The organism is Klebsiella pneumoniae, from assembly GCF_000742135.1.
In the GTDB taxonomy this organism is placed as follows: domain Bacteria; phylum Pseudomonadota; class Gammaproteobacteria; order Enterobacterales; family Enterobacteriaceae; genus Klebsiella; species Klebsiella pneumoniae.
Genome location: NZ_KN046818.1, coordinates 2,822,077 through 2,839,562 on the forward strand (window position 1 = coordinate 2,822,077; position 17,486 = coordinate 2,839,562).

The 17,486-nt window shown below is 51.8% G+C and carries 11 protein-coding genes and 2 pseudogenes; all 13 read right to left on the minus strand.

Annotated elements, in window-relative coordinates; translation table 11 throughout:
- Window positions 1–19: 19 nt before the first annotated feature.
- Complete coding sequence (tssE, locus tag DR88_RS12115; protein WP_004175538.1) at window positions 20–463, minus strand: type VI secretion system baseplate subunit TssE; 444 nt, start codon at window positions 461–463, stop codon at window positions 20–22.
- Between the two features lie 2 nt (window positions 464–465).
- Window positions 466–1,002, minus strand: coding sequence for a type VI secretion system lipoprotein TssJ (tssJ, locus tag DR88_RS12110; RefSeq protein ID WP_077260962.1), 537 nt, complete (start codon window positions 1,000–1,002; stop codon window positions 466–468).
- Window positions 983–1,999: a type VI secretion system baseplate subunit TssG gene (gene tssG, locus DR88_RS12105; protein ID WP_004152910.1), complete on the minus strand. Its 1,017-nt coding sequence runs from the start codon at window positions 1,997–1,999 to the stop codon at window positions 983–985. Before tssG ends, tssJ begins: the two co-directional genes overlap by 20 nt.
- 29 nt (window positions 2,000–2,028) lie before the next feature.
- Window positions 2,029–3,792 (minus strand): type VI secretion system baseplate subunit TssF, encoded by a 1,764-nt coding sequence (gene tssF / locus DR88_RS12100; protein WP_004148784.1) that lies wholly within the window; start codon window positions 3,790–3,792, stop codon window positions 2,029–2,031.
- Between the two features lie 133 nt (window positions 3,793–3,925).
- A pseudogene (locus tag DR88_RS12095) lies at window positions 3,926–7,344 on the minus strand (ImcF-related family protein).
- 220 nt (window positions 7,345–7,564) lie between these two features.
- Window positions 7,565–8,569: a hypothetical protein gene (locus DR88_RS12090; RefSeq protein WP_227499852.1), complete on the minus strand. Its 1,005-nt coding sequence runs from the start codon at window positions 8,567–8,569 to the stop codon at window positions 7,565–7,567.
- Window positions 8,570–8,573: 4 nt separating this feature from the next.
- Window positions 8,574–8,846: a PAAR domain-containing protein gene (locus DR88_RS0126030; RefSeq protein WP_032443923.1), complete on the minus strand. Its 273-nt coding sequence runs from the start codon at window positions 8,844–8,846 to the stop codon at window positions 8,574–8,576.
- A 9-nt stretch (window positions 8,847–8,855) separates the two neighbouring features.
- Entirely contained in the window at window positions 8,856–9,713 is an 858-nt protein-coding gene (locus DR88_RS31500) for a hypothetical protein (RefSeq protein ID WP_004148790.1), read from the minus strand.
- A 42-nt stretch (window positions 9,714–9,755) separates the two neighbouring features.
- Window positions 9,756–10,652: a hypothetical protein gene (locus tag DR88_RS29850; RefSeq protein WP_004148791.1), complete on the minus strand. Its 897-nt coding sequence runs from the start codon at window positions 10,650–10,652 to the stop codon at window positions 9,756–9,758.
- Window positions 10,653–10,666: 14 nt separating this feature from the next.
- Complete coding sequence (locus tag DR88_RS28190) at window positions 10,667–12,694, minus strand: peptidoglycan DD-metalloendopeptidase family protein (RefSeq protein ID WP_004148792.1); 2,028 nt, start codon at window positions 12,692–12,694, stop codon at window positions 10,667–10,669.
- A 2-nt stretch (window positions 12,695–12,696) separates the two neighbouring features.
- On the minus strand, window positions 12,697–15,324 hold the full coding sequence (locus DR88_RS12085) for a type VI secretion system Vgr family protein (protein WP_004148793.1): 2,628 nt from the start codon (window positions 15,322–15,324) through the stop codon (window positions 12,697–12,699).
- A 150-nt stretch (window positions 15,325–15,474) separates the two neighbouring features.
- Window positions 15,475–15,599 (minus strand): annotated as a pseudogene (locus DR88_RS30825) (hypothetical protein).
- Window positions 15,600–15,785: 186 nt separating this feature from the next.
- On the minus strand, window positions 15,786–17,483 hold the full coding sequence (locus tag DR88_RS12080) for an OmpA family protein (RefSeq protein WP_004148794.1): 1,698 nt from the start codon (window positions 17,481–17,483) through the stop codon (window positions 15,786–15,788).
- Window positions 17,484–17,486 lie beyond the last annotated feature (3 nt).

The following is a 17,486-nucleotide window of genomic DNA, read 5'->3' on the forward strand; positions in this document are numbered from 1 at the left end:
GATGTCTTTCAGCGAGAGATTAGAGGGCGGAGCGGGCGTCAAGGTACTGCTGACGTTTGAGGTGGCGGATCAACACCCTGCCCTCGGGCATAAACTCCGTGCCGTAACGCACCAGGCCAATATCCTTCAGCTCCGCATCAATGGCATAGCGCAGTTCGCCGGGCGCATGCTGATCGAGCATCACCACCGCGATCCGCTGCAGGCGCGGTTCGTATTTCAGCAACACCGCCGACAACGTGCTCATCAGCTGGTGCGCCGACGCTGGCATCCCCTGGAGGACAGCGGTCATATCCGGCAGGCCGTAGTCCGGCAGATGCGCCAGCGTTCCGGCCCGACAGTTGAGGATGCGCTGCATGTTATCGAGCACCGACAGGATGACCTGATCCGTTTCGCTGACAGTATTCAGGTCAAGCCCGCCGGCGAAATTGCCGTACAGGATGTCATACAGGGAGGGACGAGGCATTTTCACTTCTCCTTAAACGGGTGCAGCGTCAGTTGATTTTGGCTGGCTTCGATAATGCGCGGCCTCGCCGGATCAAGTTCGTCCCGGGTGAGTACCAGCCGCCAGCTGTTTTGCGTCAGGTCTGGATCGATAAACATGGCCGCCATCGCCACAAACTGCGCGCTGGTTTCCATGGGCATATCGACGGTCACCGATTCGCCCGGACGCAGGCGAACATCTTTTTCCGCCACCCGGTCCGCCTGCAGCGCCTGGCCATCGCCGGCAAACAGCGACGGGTAGTCAGTATTGTCGAACGCTTGCCGGTCCTTCAGCTGATAAATACGCACCACCGTCGCCAGGGAGGCGCCTTTGGCGTTGTTATTCACGCCTTCCCGGGCGCGAAGATCCAGATGCAGGGTTTTCACCTGGGGGTAAAAAATGGACTGGGTCACGGAAACGGCGCCGTCTTTCACGGTCTGCGTCAGGCCGCAGCCGGTTAAGAGGGTAACCATGAGGAATGCCAGCAACCTGGCGGAGGGTTTAACTGCGGTAATCGCCATCTTCATCGCTCTCCCTGCGGTGGATATTTTCCCGGACGCGCTGATAGCGCCCCAGATAAATCGTGACTCTGTCGTCAGCCTGTTTCTGCGCATCCAGAGGACGCAGCACAGCGGTACGGCCGAGCTGGACGGCATGCTCCTGCTGGCAGCAAAGTTGCGCATCCGGCAGTAAATGGCGGGCGACGCAAAGCTGCAGCCGCACGTCAAGATGAGATCCGAGCCAGACGTGCAGAAGCGCCATCAGGTCGCTGAACAGTTCGCCGCCGGGCAGCCAGCCGCGAACCTCATCAGGCTTTTCCGTGGCCAGCTGCAGCAATACCTGACCGTTCACATCCGTGGCGTGGGTTCCCATCACTGGCCTATGTTGCAGGCTAACCGGCTGACGGACGCTCATCGTTAACGGCTGCGACAAGGGGATCCGGCAGGGATCGTGGTGGTACACCGTCGCCCGGGTCCCCGGGGCCAGGAGCGCCACCAGCGCCTCCATGCCTTCCCCGGATCTCCCCGGCAGCATCATCACCGGCAGCAGCGCCAGAAATCGCGACAGCGGCGCTGCGGCAACGGCGGCACATCCCGGTATACCCAGCCCCGCCAGGCCCAGCAGATACTGCGAGATGTTGTCCGTGCCGCCCGCCCGAAAGGTTGCCGGGTAGGAATATTTGCGCCAGATACGGTAATACTGGGCGATCAGCCGATGGTTAAAGATATCGAGGAAATCCTCGGTGGCCTCGACGCCTTCCCGCCGTTGCGCAATGTCATCGCTATAGTGGGTCGGCAGCGGGGATTCCACGCCGTAGAGTCCCATAAAAGTCACGCGAACCGCCGGCGAACGGGGCGGTTCAGGATCGTCCATTCCGCGGATTTCGCCAGCCGGAAAGCCCATCCCCGGATGCGGGCGAAAGCGTATGGGTTCATCACCTACTAGCCAGCCGCTGCCGATGATCGGCGCCTTCGGATGGTTCTTCTCCAGCAACTGGCAGAAGCGGTAAAAATTCATGTACGGCAACTGAGGCCGGAGCTGCGCCATCAGCCGGGCAGGCGCAGACTGTGATTCTCTTTCCACCGGATACATTTCCCTTCAGGTTGAACAATGAGCGTCAGCTGGTTGAACTGATTCATATCGGCATACAGTGCGAAAAAGCGGTTGAGCATGTCGCCAAACAGGTGGACATCGCCCGCACCGGTAAATCCGCTACCGTCGAGCGTCACTTCAATATCCAGCCCGCGCAGCAGGAAACCCTGCTCGAAACGCTGAATTCGGTGATGGCTGACCGCCAGAATGGCGTCCAGACGGCGATTATTGAGCTCATCCTCCCGCCAGTTGTAGAGCGACAGCGTGCCGCGCAGCACCTCGGCGCTGCTCATCATGTTGAGAAAACGGGTGCCCAGATGGCTCATGACCCGCCAGTGGTAGCGGTCTTCCGCCGGGGGATAGGCCGGCAACGTGGGCTTACAGAGATTGCGGACGGTAAGCGGCGTGGCTGATATCGACTCACAGCGATCCAGCAGCGTGCTCTGTAGCGCCCGGCGCGGCAGCTGGCCGTTAGTGCCGGTGATGCGCAAGGAGACCGTTTCCCGCGCCAGCTCCCGGTCAGCCTCCCATTGCTGTCCGCCGAGGATAAGCCAGGTATCGTGCATGCCGGTTACGCCCCGTTTTACGCGGGTGTGGTAGTAGCGCTCCGGCGCATGGCGACGCATCATTCCCCCCTGGTGACGAAAGCGGGTGAAAGGCACATAGCGTGCCTCCCCGGTGCGCCCGGAGCCGGTCACGCTGTCAACAGAATAGATTTCGGTATGCCCGTCCTGCAGGCGCTTCGGACGCAGGAGATATTCGCTCTCCAGACCGCTGATGGTCAACGGATCGGCCTCAAGGGTAAACAGGTTAATCACCGGCACACAGTGCAGGCGCAGGCTGCTTGCGCTGACGGGTAAATCACTTTGCCAGACCTCGCTGAACACCACCTCAAGCGTGAAATGCGATATCCCCGCCGGCAGGGTGATGTTTTCCAGGCCATTTAGCTGCACGAACATAAATTTTTCGCGAAAGGTGAAATACTCGAGCAGCAGCTGATAGCCGCTGAAAGCGCTCTCCCCCTTCGGCCATAAACGATCCTCCTCGCTGAATCCCCCCGGGGAAAAATAGCCGTCGAGGCTTACCCGCTCTGTCTGACCCGGCAGACGCAGGTACAGCGCGGCCTGGCGTCGGGTCAGCCACAGATGGAGGGCGCTGCCGGTAACAGCGTCTTCCCCCAGGTACAGCGCCAGGCGGCGGAGATCGGTCTGCGACCAGTCAGCCAGCTCGCTACAGGCGAATCGTAGTCGCAGGGCCGAACGTCCGTCCGGCTCCGCCGTCATCACCGCCTCCTCTATCGCCAGCGGGTTAAGCGTCAGATCGCGGGTGGTTCGGTACCGGCACACGGTATTTTTCGGCCCCAGTGGGCGGGAGCTAATCTCAAACCCGGCGGGCACCGTTTCCGCCATCTTCATCGCCGGCAGCGTTGGGGTCAGCGCCACGATCGATAGCGATGGAATAGTGCGCAAATAGTGCGGCCACAGCATGCTGACCAGCCCCTCGGTCAGCTCCGGCAGATCATCATCAATTTTTTCGCGCAAGCGACCTACGGAAAAGGCAAAGCCTTCAAACAGGCGCTCAACGTAAGGGTCCGGCGTACCGGCTTTATCGAGATCCAGCATCGCCGCCCGATCGGGGTGAGCCTGCGCGAACGCTTTTGCCGCCTCGCGCAGGTAGCGCATTTCAGCATCAAAATATCGCAGGGTTAAATCGTCCATTATGAATATTCCCTTATTCGTCTACAGGGAGACACGCAGCATGGCTGCGCGGTCAGATTAGTTGGCCGTCGGGCGGCCATGAGCGAAGGAGGCCTGGCGTTGCAGGTCAACGCCAATCAGTGAGGGAGAAGGTTCAGTATCCCTCTTCGCCGGGTGTATATCGTCGGTCAGCGGAACACGTTCAGCAGACGCGCGCACGCTGAATATCGTCTCCGGTAGCGTAAAGTTTCGCAGCGCCAGCAGCGCCAGCGGTCCTTCCCCCGCCTCGGTACGCAGCGTGTAGTTCAGAAACAGACCATCCGGCGCTTTCCAGCTCAGGCTCCAGCTGCTGCTCGTTCCGAGATAAGCGCTGACCACCGCCTTATCCAGCAGACGGATCCACCCCCAGGCGCCCGGGAAATCGCCATACTGGCGGGTGCCCGCCCGGGTACTGATCCAGCTCAGACTGGCGCCCGGCGCTTCGGTGTCAGCGGGCCAGCTGAACCGCCGCCAGACCGGCATCTGGTTCATATAGACAAGTTTCTGATTGTCGATGACCAGCTCCGTCTGCATCACGCCGTCCGCGGTGCCGGGACGTAGCGCAAAATGCAATCCCGCTTCGCCGTTGGCGAACGCGACGTCGGAGAGATGGCTCAGGGTATTCATCGCCTGCAGAAAGGCCGGGTTAAACGTCAGCCCCTGAGCATTGATACTGTCCGCCATCCAGCGGCTCCCCTCTTTATGCAGCACGCCGTTCAGCCGGGTCTGCAGAAAGCGGGCGATGCGCCCGGTCTCGCTGTCGAGGTATTTTGCCAGCAGCGGCAGAGAGACTTCACTGCTGGTATTTTTAAAGGGGTAGCGACCGCCAAAAGCGCTATTCCAGTCCTCCACCACCGCGCTGCGCCACTGGGCGTTGAGACTTTCCGCCGCCGGGGTCAGCACCTGCTGCCAGGCCTGTTCCATCGGGCGAACAAACAGCGTTTGCCCAAATCCACTCCACTCCTGGCCCAGCCCCGCCGCCACCAGGCTGCCGTAGTCGCGCGTTTCGGTTAAATCCACGGCCTTGCCCTGGAATACCGTCTGCGCAAGCAACCGGGTCATCGCCTGCGGATCGGTGGCGTTGGTGACCTGCTGCAGGCGCAGACGCACCTGGGTGACGCGGGTCAGGAAGGTCTGCAGGCTAAGACGGCTGGTGGGTGTCCCGCCGTCGCGATTGTCCAGCAGCGCCAGTACGGGCCCGAAGGTGGCATCCAGAGGACCGCGCGAGCCGGACTGCTGATCGATGGCGGGTGGGTTGTCACGGTTGAACAGCTGCCTGGCCGATTTGACCAGCGAATCGGCGATGGCTTCCCCGGTCTGGCCGGTTCGCCCCTGCACGCTCAGGGTGTTCATCAGCGCCACCAGCGGCGACTGGCGCACATCGGCCATCAGGGTCAGCTGGTCAATGGCATCAGAGAGGGTCGCCGCGCGCTGCCAGCGCAAACTGTTGAGGAAATCCAGCCAGGCGCCGCTAAAATCAGCGAAATAACGCTCCGCCAGCCTGGCTCGCAGAGCTTCCGGCGACGTCGACTGCGCGGCAGGCTGCTTCGTGTCGCTCAGCACCCAGTCCATTTCATCGCGGCGTTCCGCGACCACTTTCTCAATGGCCGGCTGCACGGCCTGCTCCCAGGCCTGACGGGTAAACATGCCCGGCACCACCTCATCAGTGCTGAACAGACGCGAAGCATCGGTGTCGGCAGTCATATCCGCCAGGCGCATATCGGCATACTGATTCGCCACCTGCGCGAGCATCTTCTGGTAAAGCGTGGACTCACTGTTGCGCTGGCCCATCTGTCGAATTAACCGTGTGCGCACCTGGCTGACCAGACCGTCATCGACAGGCAGACGCCACTGCGGATGCGACGCCAGACTGGCGGCATAAAATGCCAGCAGCGAAGGGCCGCTGCCCTGCCAGACGGCGTCGGCGATGCCTGAGCACTGCGGCCAGTCCTGCATTAGCGTAGTGGCGAACCACGCGGCGTCCATTTTTTCCGGGCGGGTCAACATCAGATATTGTTTCAGTTGTCCGTAAGCGGTCTTCGTCATCTTCTCACGCAGTGGGCTGTCCGGCGGCAGCTGCACGAAGGCGGTGAGCTGCTCTTCCAGATGATGCGCCGCCGCATCGCGCAGCAGCGGCTGCGCCCTCTCTCCGTAGCGCGGGAACAGCGCCGCCAGCAGGTCATCGTTCTGACTGAGGCCAGCGCGGAGGTACCACGGCGCGCCGTGCTGCGAGCGGTATTCCAGTTGAGAAAGCGTTTTCTGTAACGCGGAGAGCGCATGCAGGCGTACGGCCAGCGGCTGTTTTCCCGCCGAGGCCTGCTGCACCTGCTGCTGTGCGGTCGTAACCAGCTCGCGGTTGGCGATAAAAGAGACCAGCAGAGTGGCGGCCCAAAATAACATCAGGGCGGCAGTTGCCACGCTCATCCCACGCATCCAGTTGACTCCCTGTTTGCGCGGACGTAGACCTGCGGGTAATTCCGTCATCCTGTCCGGCAGAATATCCCAGCGGTTATCCCGGCCCCAGTGATGGCTGATGCTGCGGCCGGCCTCCGCCGACGGCGCGCTGAACACCACTCCGGCCAGCGGCTGCGGGCGGTAAGGATTAAGCAATACCGATAACGGCTCCGTCACCGTTTCCGGTTTACGGGTCAACTGATCGGCCAGCGCGAGTAAACAATTGTGCTGTGGCTGACCGCAGACCTGCTGTATGCCTTGCGCGGTCAGCTGCGGTATCAGCCCGGTAAGCTGTCCGGCGAGCGTCTGCGGTGAACAATTCGCAGGCAACAGGCACCCCACTGGCTGGGTGACGCGCCCGGCCTGTTCTCCGGCGCGCGGATGCAGCGACCAGACGTACAGTGGCAGCTTCCAGCCCAGAGCCTCATAGCGAAGCTTTAAAGCATGAGACACGCTATCCATTGCATCTGGCGTGAGACCTGAGGTTGCGCTGTTTTCCGTTGCCGGCAGAACGTCCAGCGCTGAGGTCACCCAGACCATACCGTCCACCGCACGGCGGCGCAGTTTACGCAACACAGCCAGCCAGTCTGCATCGGCCGGAGTCGCAGGATCACCACCCCACAGCAGCACAGTCCCCCGGTCTTCCTGCCAGAGTTCCCTGGTGAGTTTTGGGGCCAGTTGTTCCACATCACTGACTGAGCCGGTCATCAGCAGGATACGGACTTTGCTATGCCAGAAATGACCGTAAGTATGTCGCAGAACTTGTTGTACGTCGTTTATTATCTTTTTACTTATGTCTACCTGTTTCAAATGAGCACTATTGTTTGACCAAGTATTCTGTTTATCATTTAACTTACGGAAAAAACGCAATCTTGATGCAAACGCAACAAATGAGTACCGACTGACTAGCAACAAAGAGAGGAAAACAGGAACTGCGAAAATAGTACAGAGCACCCGAAAAATTTCTGCTGGTTCCATCCATCCCAGGGATGGTCCCCACAGGTAATATAGTAGAAACAAAATAACAGTAATAATAACGACAAAAAAAACGCCAGAAAATTTAATAAGGATTTTCTTCATGTTATAATAAACCTCTAAACACTGGCAACCGAGTTAAACAAATGAGAGTTCAAAACATCATTATTTTTATTTACCAATAAATACTGTCCTGGGGGAAGATGCTCACTTACATAACTCAATTGCAAAAACTCGGTAAGAGGCGGGCATTTACATAAATAGTTGTCTGAATCAACGTATATATACGACGAAAGTGCACTTTCCGACATTACATCTGTTGTTTTTAACACCACTTTTTAAGCTCTTCTTCATTCAACCCAGAATAGATAACACCAGATAGCCGCCTCCCTTCATTAACCCTTCCCCAAAGGAGCGATTTATCTATTCCTACCCAATCACATTCTGGTCGAAAAAAAGCCCCTAAAGATGAGTGACCACCAGTCTCACCATCATTTCTCAGTCTTCCCAACAAAAACATCACAGATTCAGATTTATCGTCGATTTCATCGTCAAGTAATTCTGCGCCATAAAAACTGGCGGCAATAAGAACTTTATATTCATCAGAAGAGCTATCCAGCAAGTTATCTATGGATTCAGATAAGTTTCTACTAAACTCAATATCCCCCCCCGGATATATATTATCAAGTCGTTCTTGCCAAATCTTTTCCATCAGAGGTTTTAAATTATCATTAAGAGCGCATATCACTTTTACCCTAACATATTTAGGCAAAAGGGTTATATGCATATGGATATCATTAATTAGAAATCCCATTATTTTATTAAATAAAATAGCATTTCTATCCTGTATTTGATGAATGCTATTTAATTCATTTATTGGGGAATTAAAACTAAGATATCTGGACATATGCGTTAACTTTGGTGCATAGCGAACAGGCAATAAATCCCCCTCTATGATATTAGTCACACCACCATTTAAATCAGGCAATCTGACCTGTAACTCAATGACCTCAAGATAGGCCCTTCCTTTTTGAAGCAACTCCTGATAATAATCCAGGCGAGTTTTATTCCAGTAAACTGTTTCGATATCCTCATTATTCCATATCATAACTCTGAAGAAAAATACAGCCCCGCTTAAGAGTAGCGGCACCAGCAATAACTCAGACCAGAAAGCATAATTATTTTTTGATAAATACTCAGGAAAATAAACCAAAAAAACACATACATATACAGCAAGAATACAAACACAAATTCCGAATTCAACCCATAATGATAATGTTTTTTGGGATGTTTTCTCTTCCGAAGGAATATCAAAAATATTTACTGGCATAAATTCATTCCTTTAAAACACGCGAACCGGTGGAAATAAGAATAGCGCCACATGAACAGCGATGCCCTTCTAACGCAACAGCTAACCCGTTATCGCAATGTTTTTCATCTCCCTCACTTATACTATTTATACCGTGTGTTGGACATGAGACTAGATCAGACTTACGTGCCACAGATTTACCATCAATGATTATCTGAGATGAGCCCGTTAAGACAGATCCACCATGAGATGTTTTATCACCTACACAAATAGTTTTTTCATATTCTAATCTATTCAGTCTGATATATTAATTGGCAATAGTAACTTCAGGAAGTCTTTTTAAAATGACAGGTTGGAATCCATCGGGATCATCAATCATAACCGGTTCACCATTTTTCATGACAGGATTTCCATTATCATCTGTTTCCTGAACCTTCTCCTGAGGTTTTCCAGTTTTTTCATCAACAACGATAACCTGATCTGGACCTGTAAACTTAAATGCCGACTCGATACTATAATCGATATAGTAATCTTTAACTGTTTCAATAGATGTTTTGAAAACATTGATACTTTCGCCCTGCAATGCAGAATCAGGGAATTCATCAAGCCGCAATATTGTATCAAATGTCTTACTGTAAAATAGTATATTATAAAAAACGCTTAATTTTTTAGAGGCTAATCTATCATCACGGGCACATCCAGTATAAAAAACCATATAATCATGAGCATCAAATAATATCCCATATCTTCGATTGACACAAACGGATGGATATGTACAATTACTATTTAGTAATAAAAATTGAGATATTTTACCTCCTCTTTTTATTCGAATTATGCTTTCAGGAAATAACGTTTCACCAGGAATATTAACATAAGTACCTGCGGGTATTTTTACATATTTCCCATCAAACACCCCAATCCATAAGTCCTGTTTTTTATTTACCAACCAATACTGATTGGAAAATAAAGACTTATTTCTCTTTATATCTGGGAGATTGTTTTGAGTTGTTTTAAAATCAATAAATTGATCATGATATCTTTCGTTTGCATCTCGATCTAATAGATTTCCAGGGTCACTCTTGGAAAAGAGTATCTCATCATTTCTATCGCTAGCATGGATAAATTGTGTTGATATCAAAAAATAAAATAAAACAAAATATTTCATGATTTACCATCCTATGGATAATCAAAATAATTGATAAAGATATTAATCAAAAACAGTAACTTCAGGAAGCCTTTTTAAAATGACAGGATTATAGCCATCAGGGTCATCAACCATTACTGGCTTTCCATTAATCAAGATGATTTTCCCATTGTCATCAGTTTTTGGTACCTTAGGTAAAGCTTTGCCTGTGTCAGGGTCAACAATAACGATCTGATCTTTTGCGATTATTCTAAATGCAACGTCAAGCGCATCATACCGATAGTATCCATTTATTGACACCAAAGATTCTTTTATATATTTAAGATCTTCAGGAGTTGAATAAGGTATTGAATCAAGCACAATTATCGCATCATATATTTTATCATATAGTAAAATATCATATAATATGATATGGCGGGTTGAGTTAGGTTCAAAACTAAAACTAGTACATCCAGAGTAAAAATATGTATATAATGAAGAGTCAAAAACTATATTATTTATTACACTGAGACATTTAGATGGGTAATTATTAGTTTCACGCTGCAATAGAAATTGTGAAATTTTACCCTTTCTTTTAACTCTTAATATTCGTTGTTGATGATACCCACCATTAGGAATGTCCTTGTAATAGTTTGCTGGCACTTTGATATTTTTTCCATCAAACAAGCCAAGCCATAGATCCTGTTCTTTATTTACCAACCAATATTCATTACTTGAAAAAACTTTGCTCCTCTGAGAATCAGGTAAATTATTTTGCTTATTTTTGTAATTACGATAATCACCGCGATATTCCTCATCAACACGTTGTTGTTCCTGTCTTGAAAAAATCTCCGAGAATGTCATGGAATTTGTATCCGAGTTGACGCTGGATACTGAGTTATCTGACGCATAACAGATTTGTAAGCTTGCCGCTTCTAAAAATAAAAGCGACATGAAAGAATATTTAATAAAAATTCTCATTTCTCATTTTCTTGTTAAGGATAATTAAACCCATCGATAAAAGGAGCAGGATCAAGCCTGTTTGCTATACCAGGACCAGGTCTCTCTTTTACTCTAACTTCAAAATGGAGATGAGCACCTAAAGCTATACTGGTCATTCCATTGGCATTACCTGTGCAACCAGTTTCTCCCAATAATTCACCACAACGTACATGGTCTCCCCTCTCTAAACCAGAATGAATTGCAGACAGATGGGCGTAGAAAAAATAAACCTCACTAATTTCACTATCATTACATCTACAAAGCAACGCCTTCTCTAGTGGAAGATCGTCAACCTGAACAATAATACATAACTGTCTGCCATAATCACTACGAGGAGGATCAATTATAAAAGCGATGCGACCATCTGCTACTGAAAATATTGGTGTATTTGGCGCAGCTTCTATATCCAAGCCCTGGTGTTGATAACGACGTCCATTAGAGCGAGTTCTCCATCCCTTAAAAGTAGCACTACGGACTCGAGGAAGAGCATGAGTACGAATCCGGCAAACAGAAAGTGGATTACTCCATGTATTCCCCTCAACGTTTACAGAAGGAGATGGGGTATTTCTTGGCTGCGAATTCATAATAGTTACTGGAGGTAAATCCGTATTTAGAATGTACGTAGAATTAAGTTTCTGAATAATATCTTTGGTGGAGTAATTTTTCATCTTCGGTTCAATTCGGTAATGATCAGGTACGATAATTGAATCGAAATAATTGACCATCCATGCAACAAAAGCGGTCCTCCATGTACTATCAATAGAATAATACCTAATTATCATCTCATTATCTTTTAAATTACCAATTAGTCGGTTATAGAAAGCAATATTAGTCGGGATTTTTTCGCCTTTTCCAGGAGTTTCTTTCCCATTCATAATAATGTCATATGCGCCAAATGCCCCATTCATATGAACAAGGTAAGCTATTTTAACTAATTCATCTGATTCAAGAGCACTAACTGCTGATAACTTTAAACTAAGTGAGTCAATCCCTTTTCGATCATACAAACCAATCATATCAATACTGTATTCTGCATTAACCCGCAAAGATAAAACAGTATCTTTATCGATTTCCGTTATAGTTCCATCGACCAATTCACCAAAAAGTTTTCTATTTTTATAGACCAGTTTCTGGTAGGAATATTTTCCTGTTATAAGCTGATATATTTTAGACTCCGATTCTGCACATAGGGATAGCCATGTATCAGGTTTAAACTGTCCTAACCCTACCGCTCCAGAACCAGTAGGATTGGTCGCATTTGCTTTCCATCTTGACTCTGCATAAATTAATGCAGAAAGTCCCTCTGGCTGGAATCCATATTTTTTAGCTGTTTCAATGATATAATCTCGATATTGTTCTGCCTCTGGAGGAAGGCGTAACCCTTCACTGACATTACCAATATTACTCACACTGGTGGGAGCACCACCTTCGGTTCTCGTGGTTTGATTTACAGAAGGTGTCGGGCTTTCCGCTGTTCTACTTTCTGATGGGCCGGAAGCAGATGAGTCATTTATCTGTTTCGCCTTTTCTTTTTCCTGTTGTTTGCTCGATTGTTGGGTACCTTGTTTAACTCTGGTACTCCCTTTTATTATCATTTCCCTGGATGATATCCGCAAACTTAACGTTCCCAGCGGCAATTTTTTATGGTCTGCAATCAGAATGTATTCTTTTTTATTTAAATGTTGCAGTTCAACCTTTATACCTTTGGTGCTGTCTTCAATAAGCAGACCAGCGACAACACCAGTGCTGTCTGTTACGTAATCATACGTCTTACCATCAAAAGTGAGTCTGAGTTTTGCATTGCCAAGCGGGCGCCAGACGAGATCGCAAATCCTCAAAGTCAATTGAGTATCATAAACTTTGTCTTTTGATGGTAAACTCAATACCTGACCGGGCTGGATAATATGCTGCTCTGCTTTAGTGAGAAGACCGTTAATATTGGCCAGTTCATTAACATCAATTCCGAATTTACGACTGATTTTCCACAGGCTGTCACCCTTCTGAACTGTATACTGTTCCATGGCTATTCCTTATCTTGTTCGTTTAATTCACCATCATATTGCGGACCATGTTCATCGAAATCCAGGTCATCATCAGTCTCATCCTCAATATCATGCTCATCGTTATAAGAAAAAAGGCTCGTCCATTTATCATCGCCAATTATTGCATGAAAATTTTCACTTTCAGGCGGTTCAAAACAACCTGACTCTCCATCATTAAAAGCAGAACTCCATATTTGTTCTTTTGATTTACTATCAAAAAGACTCACTTTCATAGTAGATGGCGCAGCATTACCAAGAGCATCTAAGAGCATAAAACTCATTGACTGTGGACCACTATCAGGAAGTTCTGGAATATTTGACTGCATAGAAGCTGGGCCACTGTAGAGAAGCTTACTTTGCTTCATCATAATATCACCAGGGCAGCCTAACTCGATGTTTCCTCCGGAAAGGCGAATGTATGCCCCGCCAGCACAGGTAAACGTTAAAGTTTTTGCCGCTGTAAAAGTCATACCCTCTGTTGTACTGGTCAGCGAAATATTTTGCTTAGCTATTACTTCAATATTTCCTGACTGAGCCTGTGATATTAGATCGCCTTTGGCCACAATAGCTTCTATGCCCTCAGTTTCGGTAAAGATTGATATTTTTTCAGAAGCGGCAAGAGTAATATTTTTCTTTGCTCCCAGTTCAACATTTTGCCCTGCAGTCATATAAATATTTTCGCTTGCAACTGCCTGAAGATGACTTCCACTGGCTAAAGCAATACCTTCTGGTGCACTCATCAGTAATACAGCCTGCTTTAGCGCAAGTAACTTCTCTTCCATCAGTGCCTGTTGTTGCTCATATTGCAAGAGCTGTGCTTTTGCTGCTGATGCTGCCTGTGAAAGAGACTCCATTTGACTAACGGCTTGCGTCAACAAGGAATGTACTGCAGCCATATCCAGCACTTTCCCTTGTGCCTCAGGCTGGCTGTCCGCAGTAATGAATATCCCTTTCCCCGCCCGGATCCCTCCCCACGAATCGGTACGCAGTTCAAACCCTTCCCCCCTAAGCTTGCGGCTGGCATCAACGTTATGTCCTAAATTCAGCTGCGTCTTGCCGCCGTACTCGGTGCTGAGCTTGATATGCTCCTCGCCGCGCTTATCCTCCATTCGCAGCTTATTATTGGCCGGAGTACGAATCACATTGCGGGTGCTGTTTTTCTCCGTCACAGGGTCGACATGCCGCGAGTCGTGCAGCGCATGCGCAATGTACGGCCGGTCAGGATCGCCTTCGTGGAAAGCAATCGCCACCTCCGTGCCCTGGACCAGCGGGAAGTGAAAGCCGTACACGTCGCCGCCGTAGGGTTTGGCGAGACGCACCGGCATGCTTTCCTGACCCTGCCCTTTCTCCTCTCTGTCAGCGTCAAATTTCACCCGGTACAGGCCGGACGCATCCTGCCAGGCGTAGATATCATTCGCTTTCGCGCTGGTCACCCGCGCCGTCATGGTGCCAGTCACCTTCGGGCGCGGCAGCAGCGGCGGACGCCAGCACAATGTTTCGCTGTAGGGCACCGCCAGCAGGGACACCCGCAGCGCCTCCCGGCGGCTGGCGGTAAAACCGGTGCCGGTGATTAACAGCGGATCCTGTACGGGCGCAGGCAGGGTCGACGGCAGGCTGTCGGTAACGGTCAGCACCTGGGCCGGCGCCAGCCAGGCTGCAGTACTGATCGCGGTAATAAGCGTCTGGTGAGCCAGAAAACGCTCATGGTCGAGGCGGGCATAGAAGTTGGCGGTCTCCGTCTGCGGGTCGATTTTATCGCCACGCTCCCGGTGGCGAAGCTTATAGTGGTATACCTCACCGTAAGTGATGCCTTCACCATTTCCCCGGGTCATATCCGCTGTTGCCGACTGGAGAACGCTCTGCGCATCGCGGGGGTTATAATCCCGGGTAGTGACGTTCGCCTCTACGACGTTATGCGTGATGCTCAGACCCCATATCGATTCCGCACCGCTGTCGCTCATCCCCGACGGGCTGTTTACAGGGAGTGTCTTATCAAACGTCAGCGCCCGCTGCGCGTCGGCGAAGTGGACCACTTCGCTCTGCGCCTCTTCCTGCAGGGTGAAGAAATAAAATATCCCTACCTCTGCCAGCAGGCGCTGGATAAACGCCAGGTCGCTCTCCTGATACTGATTAATTTGCTCGCGCCGTGGATAGTGTTGCTTGAGATAAAACTCATACTCCCAGTCATGCAGGTGATGTTCCTGCAATACCTGCTCCACCACCTCCGGCACCGATTTATTCACGAAAAAACGGTGGCTGCGAAACTGTTTATCCAGTAAGGAGAGGAAGGGTTCGAGGGTTATCTGATATTTCGACTGATCTTCTGAACTGCTGATACGCCGGAAGGCAGTCACCACGCCATGGACGCGTTTGCAGTCCGCCAGCTGCTGCAGTGCGCCGCCGCCCATCGTCAGCATGGCGGGTTTGCTCAGGAGCTGTGAGGCATCAATATTTTTCTCTGCGCTGGTAAACGTAATAGTGTAATAATAAAGTTCACTCAGTTTTTCTGCCCCACTGAATTCTTCCACATCCAGCGATGCGGTACATGAAGGAATATCCAGCTGGTAACGGTTAAGGGTGGTGCCGGTAATTATTGAAGAGGTATCCATTATATTCCTGTTTTACTCCGCTGTAATGACCATCAAAAATCAATTCACAGGACGCCCTGTTTAATTTTGTTTAATGATAATCATCTCATTCATCATAAATATATTTATGTGCATATCGATATATCAGATACCCTACCAGGAGTTTCGTAACTAAAAGGTAACCCCAGGGATATTTATATTCACTGACTGAGAAATAAAAAAAGCAGCCAGAAACCGGAGCCTTCAACGTTTATCGCCGCCAGCATTTCTCTGCCACTGTCTTTAGCTCTATCCATACTGATCTCCTTTATCCATCCCCTTTCCCGAGCTTCATCCCCGCAGAGGCCGCGCTTTGCCGACAAGATTGACTGGCTGCAGGCACGCTACCGCCCATCGCTGTTTCCTGTTTATCAGGGACCCGTAGCGCACAGGGTCAGGCAGGCAGATTGTTGTTGTTCAACCTCCGCGATCGGGGTCGCTGATTACTCGGTTTCGCTTTTTAATCCGTTAGTCTCTGCTCCTGAGGTATTGGCCGTGCCCGGCGTCAGACAGGCGTCCTTCTGCGGGACCAGACTGATCTCCACCCGGCGATTTTGCGCCCGCCCCTCTGGCGTCTCGTTGCTGGCGACAGGACGACTTGCGCCGTAGCCCTGCACCGCAAAACAGCTCTCCGGCACATCGCCGGTATCGCGCATCCAGTCGCGGACCGCCTCGGCACGCTTCAGGGAGAGTTGTTGATTGGATTTATCGTTGCCGATGCTGTCGGTATGGCCTGCCACCACGATCAGCCAGCCGGGTTTGGCCTTAATGCCCAGCAGCGAGTTCACCAGCAGCTTTGTCGAACCCGGTTTCAGCGTCGATTTGCCGGTATCGAACAGCGCCATGCTATCGAGGCGGATCGTCTGCGGCCCCTGCACAACCTGCTTGATGACCGGACGCGGCGGCGGGGGCGGCGCCCAGTCATTGATAGCGGCTTCCACGAAGGGGATCAGCCGCCCCCCCTGATACAGCCCCAGCCGATAACGCAGCGGCTCCCCCCGGCGCAACCAGTCATCCAGCAGGCGGCTGTCGGCACGCAGACGCTGCTGCGCCTGCAGCTTCGGCGTCGGCGGCTTGCCGCTGAGGCGGTGATACACCGCCAGATGATCGCCGACGCTGCGCACCAGGCGCTGGTTGTTGATAAAGGAAGCCAGCATCGCCAGCGCCAGAAAGAGGAAGCCCACCCCAGCGGCAAGACCGGCATCGCGCATCCGGCGGCTGACCCCGTGGCGGTGCGGCAGTGACGACAGAAGAAGATCCGGCAGCGGGTGAGGACCTGGCGCCGCGTCGTTGCCCGGGGAGAGCGTGGTGATCCCGGCGATTTGCTGTTGCCAGAGGTTATTCGCCACCGCCGCTACCGGTGTCAGGCAGATGCCCGCGGCACACAGGTTCAGCGGAGGAAGTTCCGCCTGCCGGGCGCGGAATGGCCGGAACAGAGCGTTTTCGGCCAAGGTCAGGATGCTCTCCAGCCACAGCGTCTGATGCAGGCGTGAGGCAGGGCTGCCCTCCCGCTGCCACCCGGCAACCGACTGGGGCGCTTGTCCCTTCTGCTGCACCTGGAGCCCAGCCCTCTCCGGCGTGATGGTAAACCAGCGGCTTTCCCCTGCCTGGCCGCCTGGCGGCGTCACCCAGAACACGCTCCACACCGGCGGCAGACCGTTTAGCCAGGTTCGGCACTCAACGATACTCCGCCGCCAGTCGCGCAGCGACTGCGCCAGATGCTCCCCGGAGGGGTGGTGCTCCGGTACCACCGCCAGCAGCACGGAAACCTGCGATACCAGCGCCGGACGCGCCGCCGCCAGGTACTGCGCCAGCCGCGGCAACTGCTCCGCGCTGTCTCCCCGTAGATACCAGCCGTGACGGGTTTCGCCGTGCGCCGAACGCCCGGGAAACAGACCGTCGGTATCCCCGCAGACCAGAACCACTGCCCCCTGAAAATCCTCGGGCGGCAGGACGATTTCCGATCGCTGACGGCTGACTGCCCGGCGACGCTGACGCCAGAGCGCCGCGCCGCCCGCCAGCAGGATGCACAGACTGAAGATCACCTGGTTGCCGATGGACAGCGGCCAGAAGCCCAGCACCAGCCACAGGGCCAGGATGACGGTCAGTATCGTAAGCAGACGACGAGCGTTATCACGCATCTC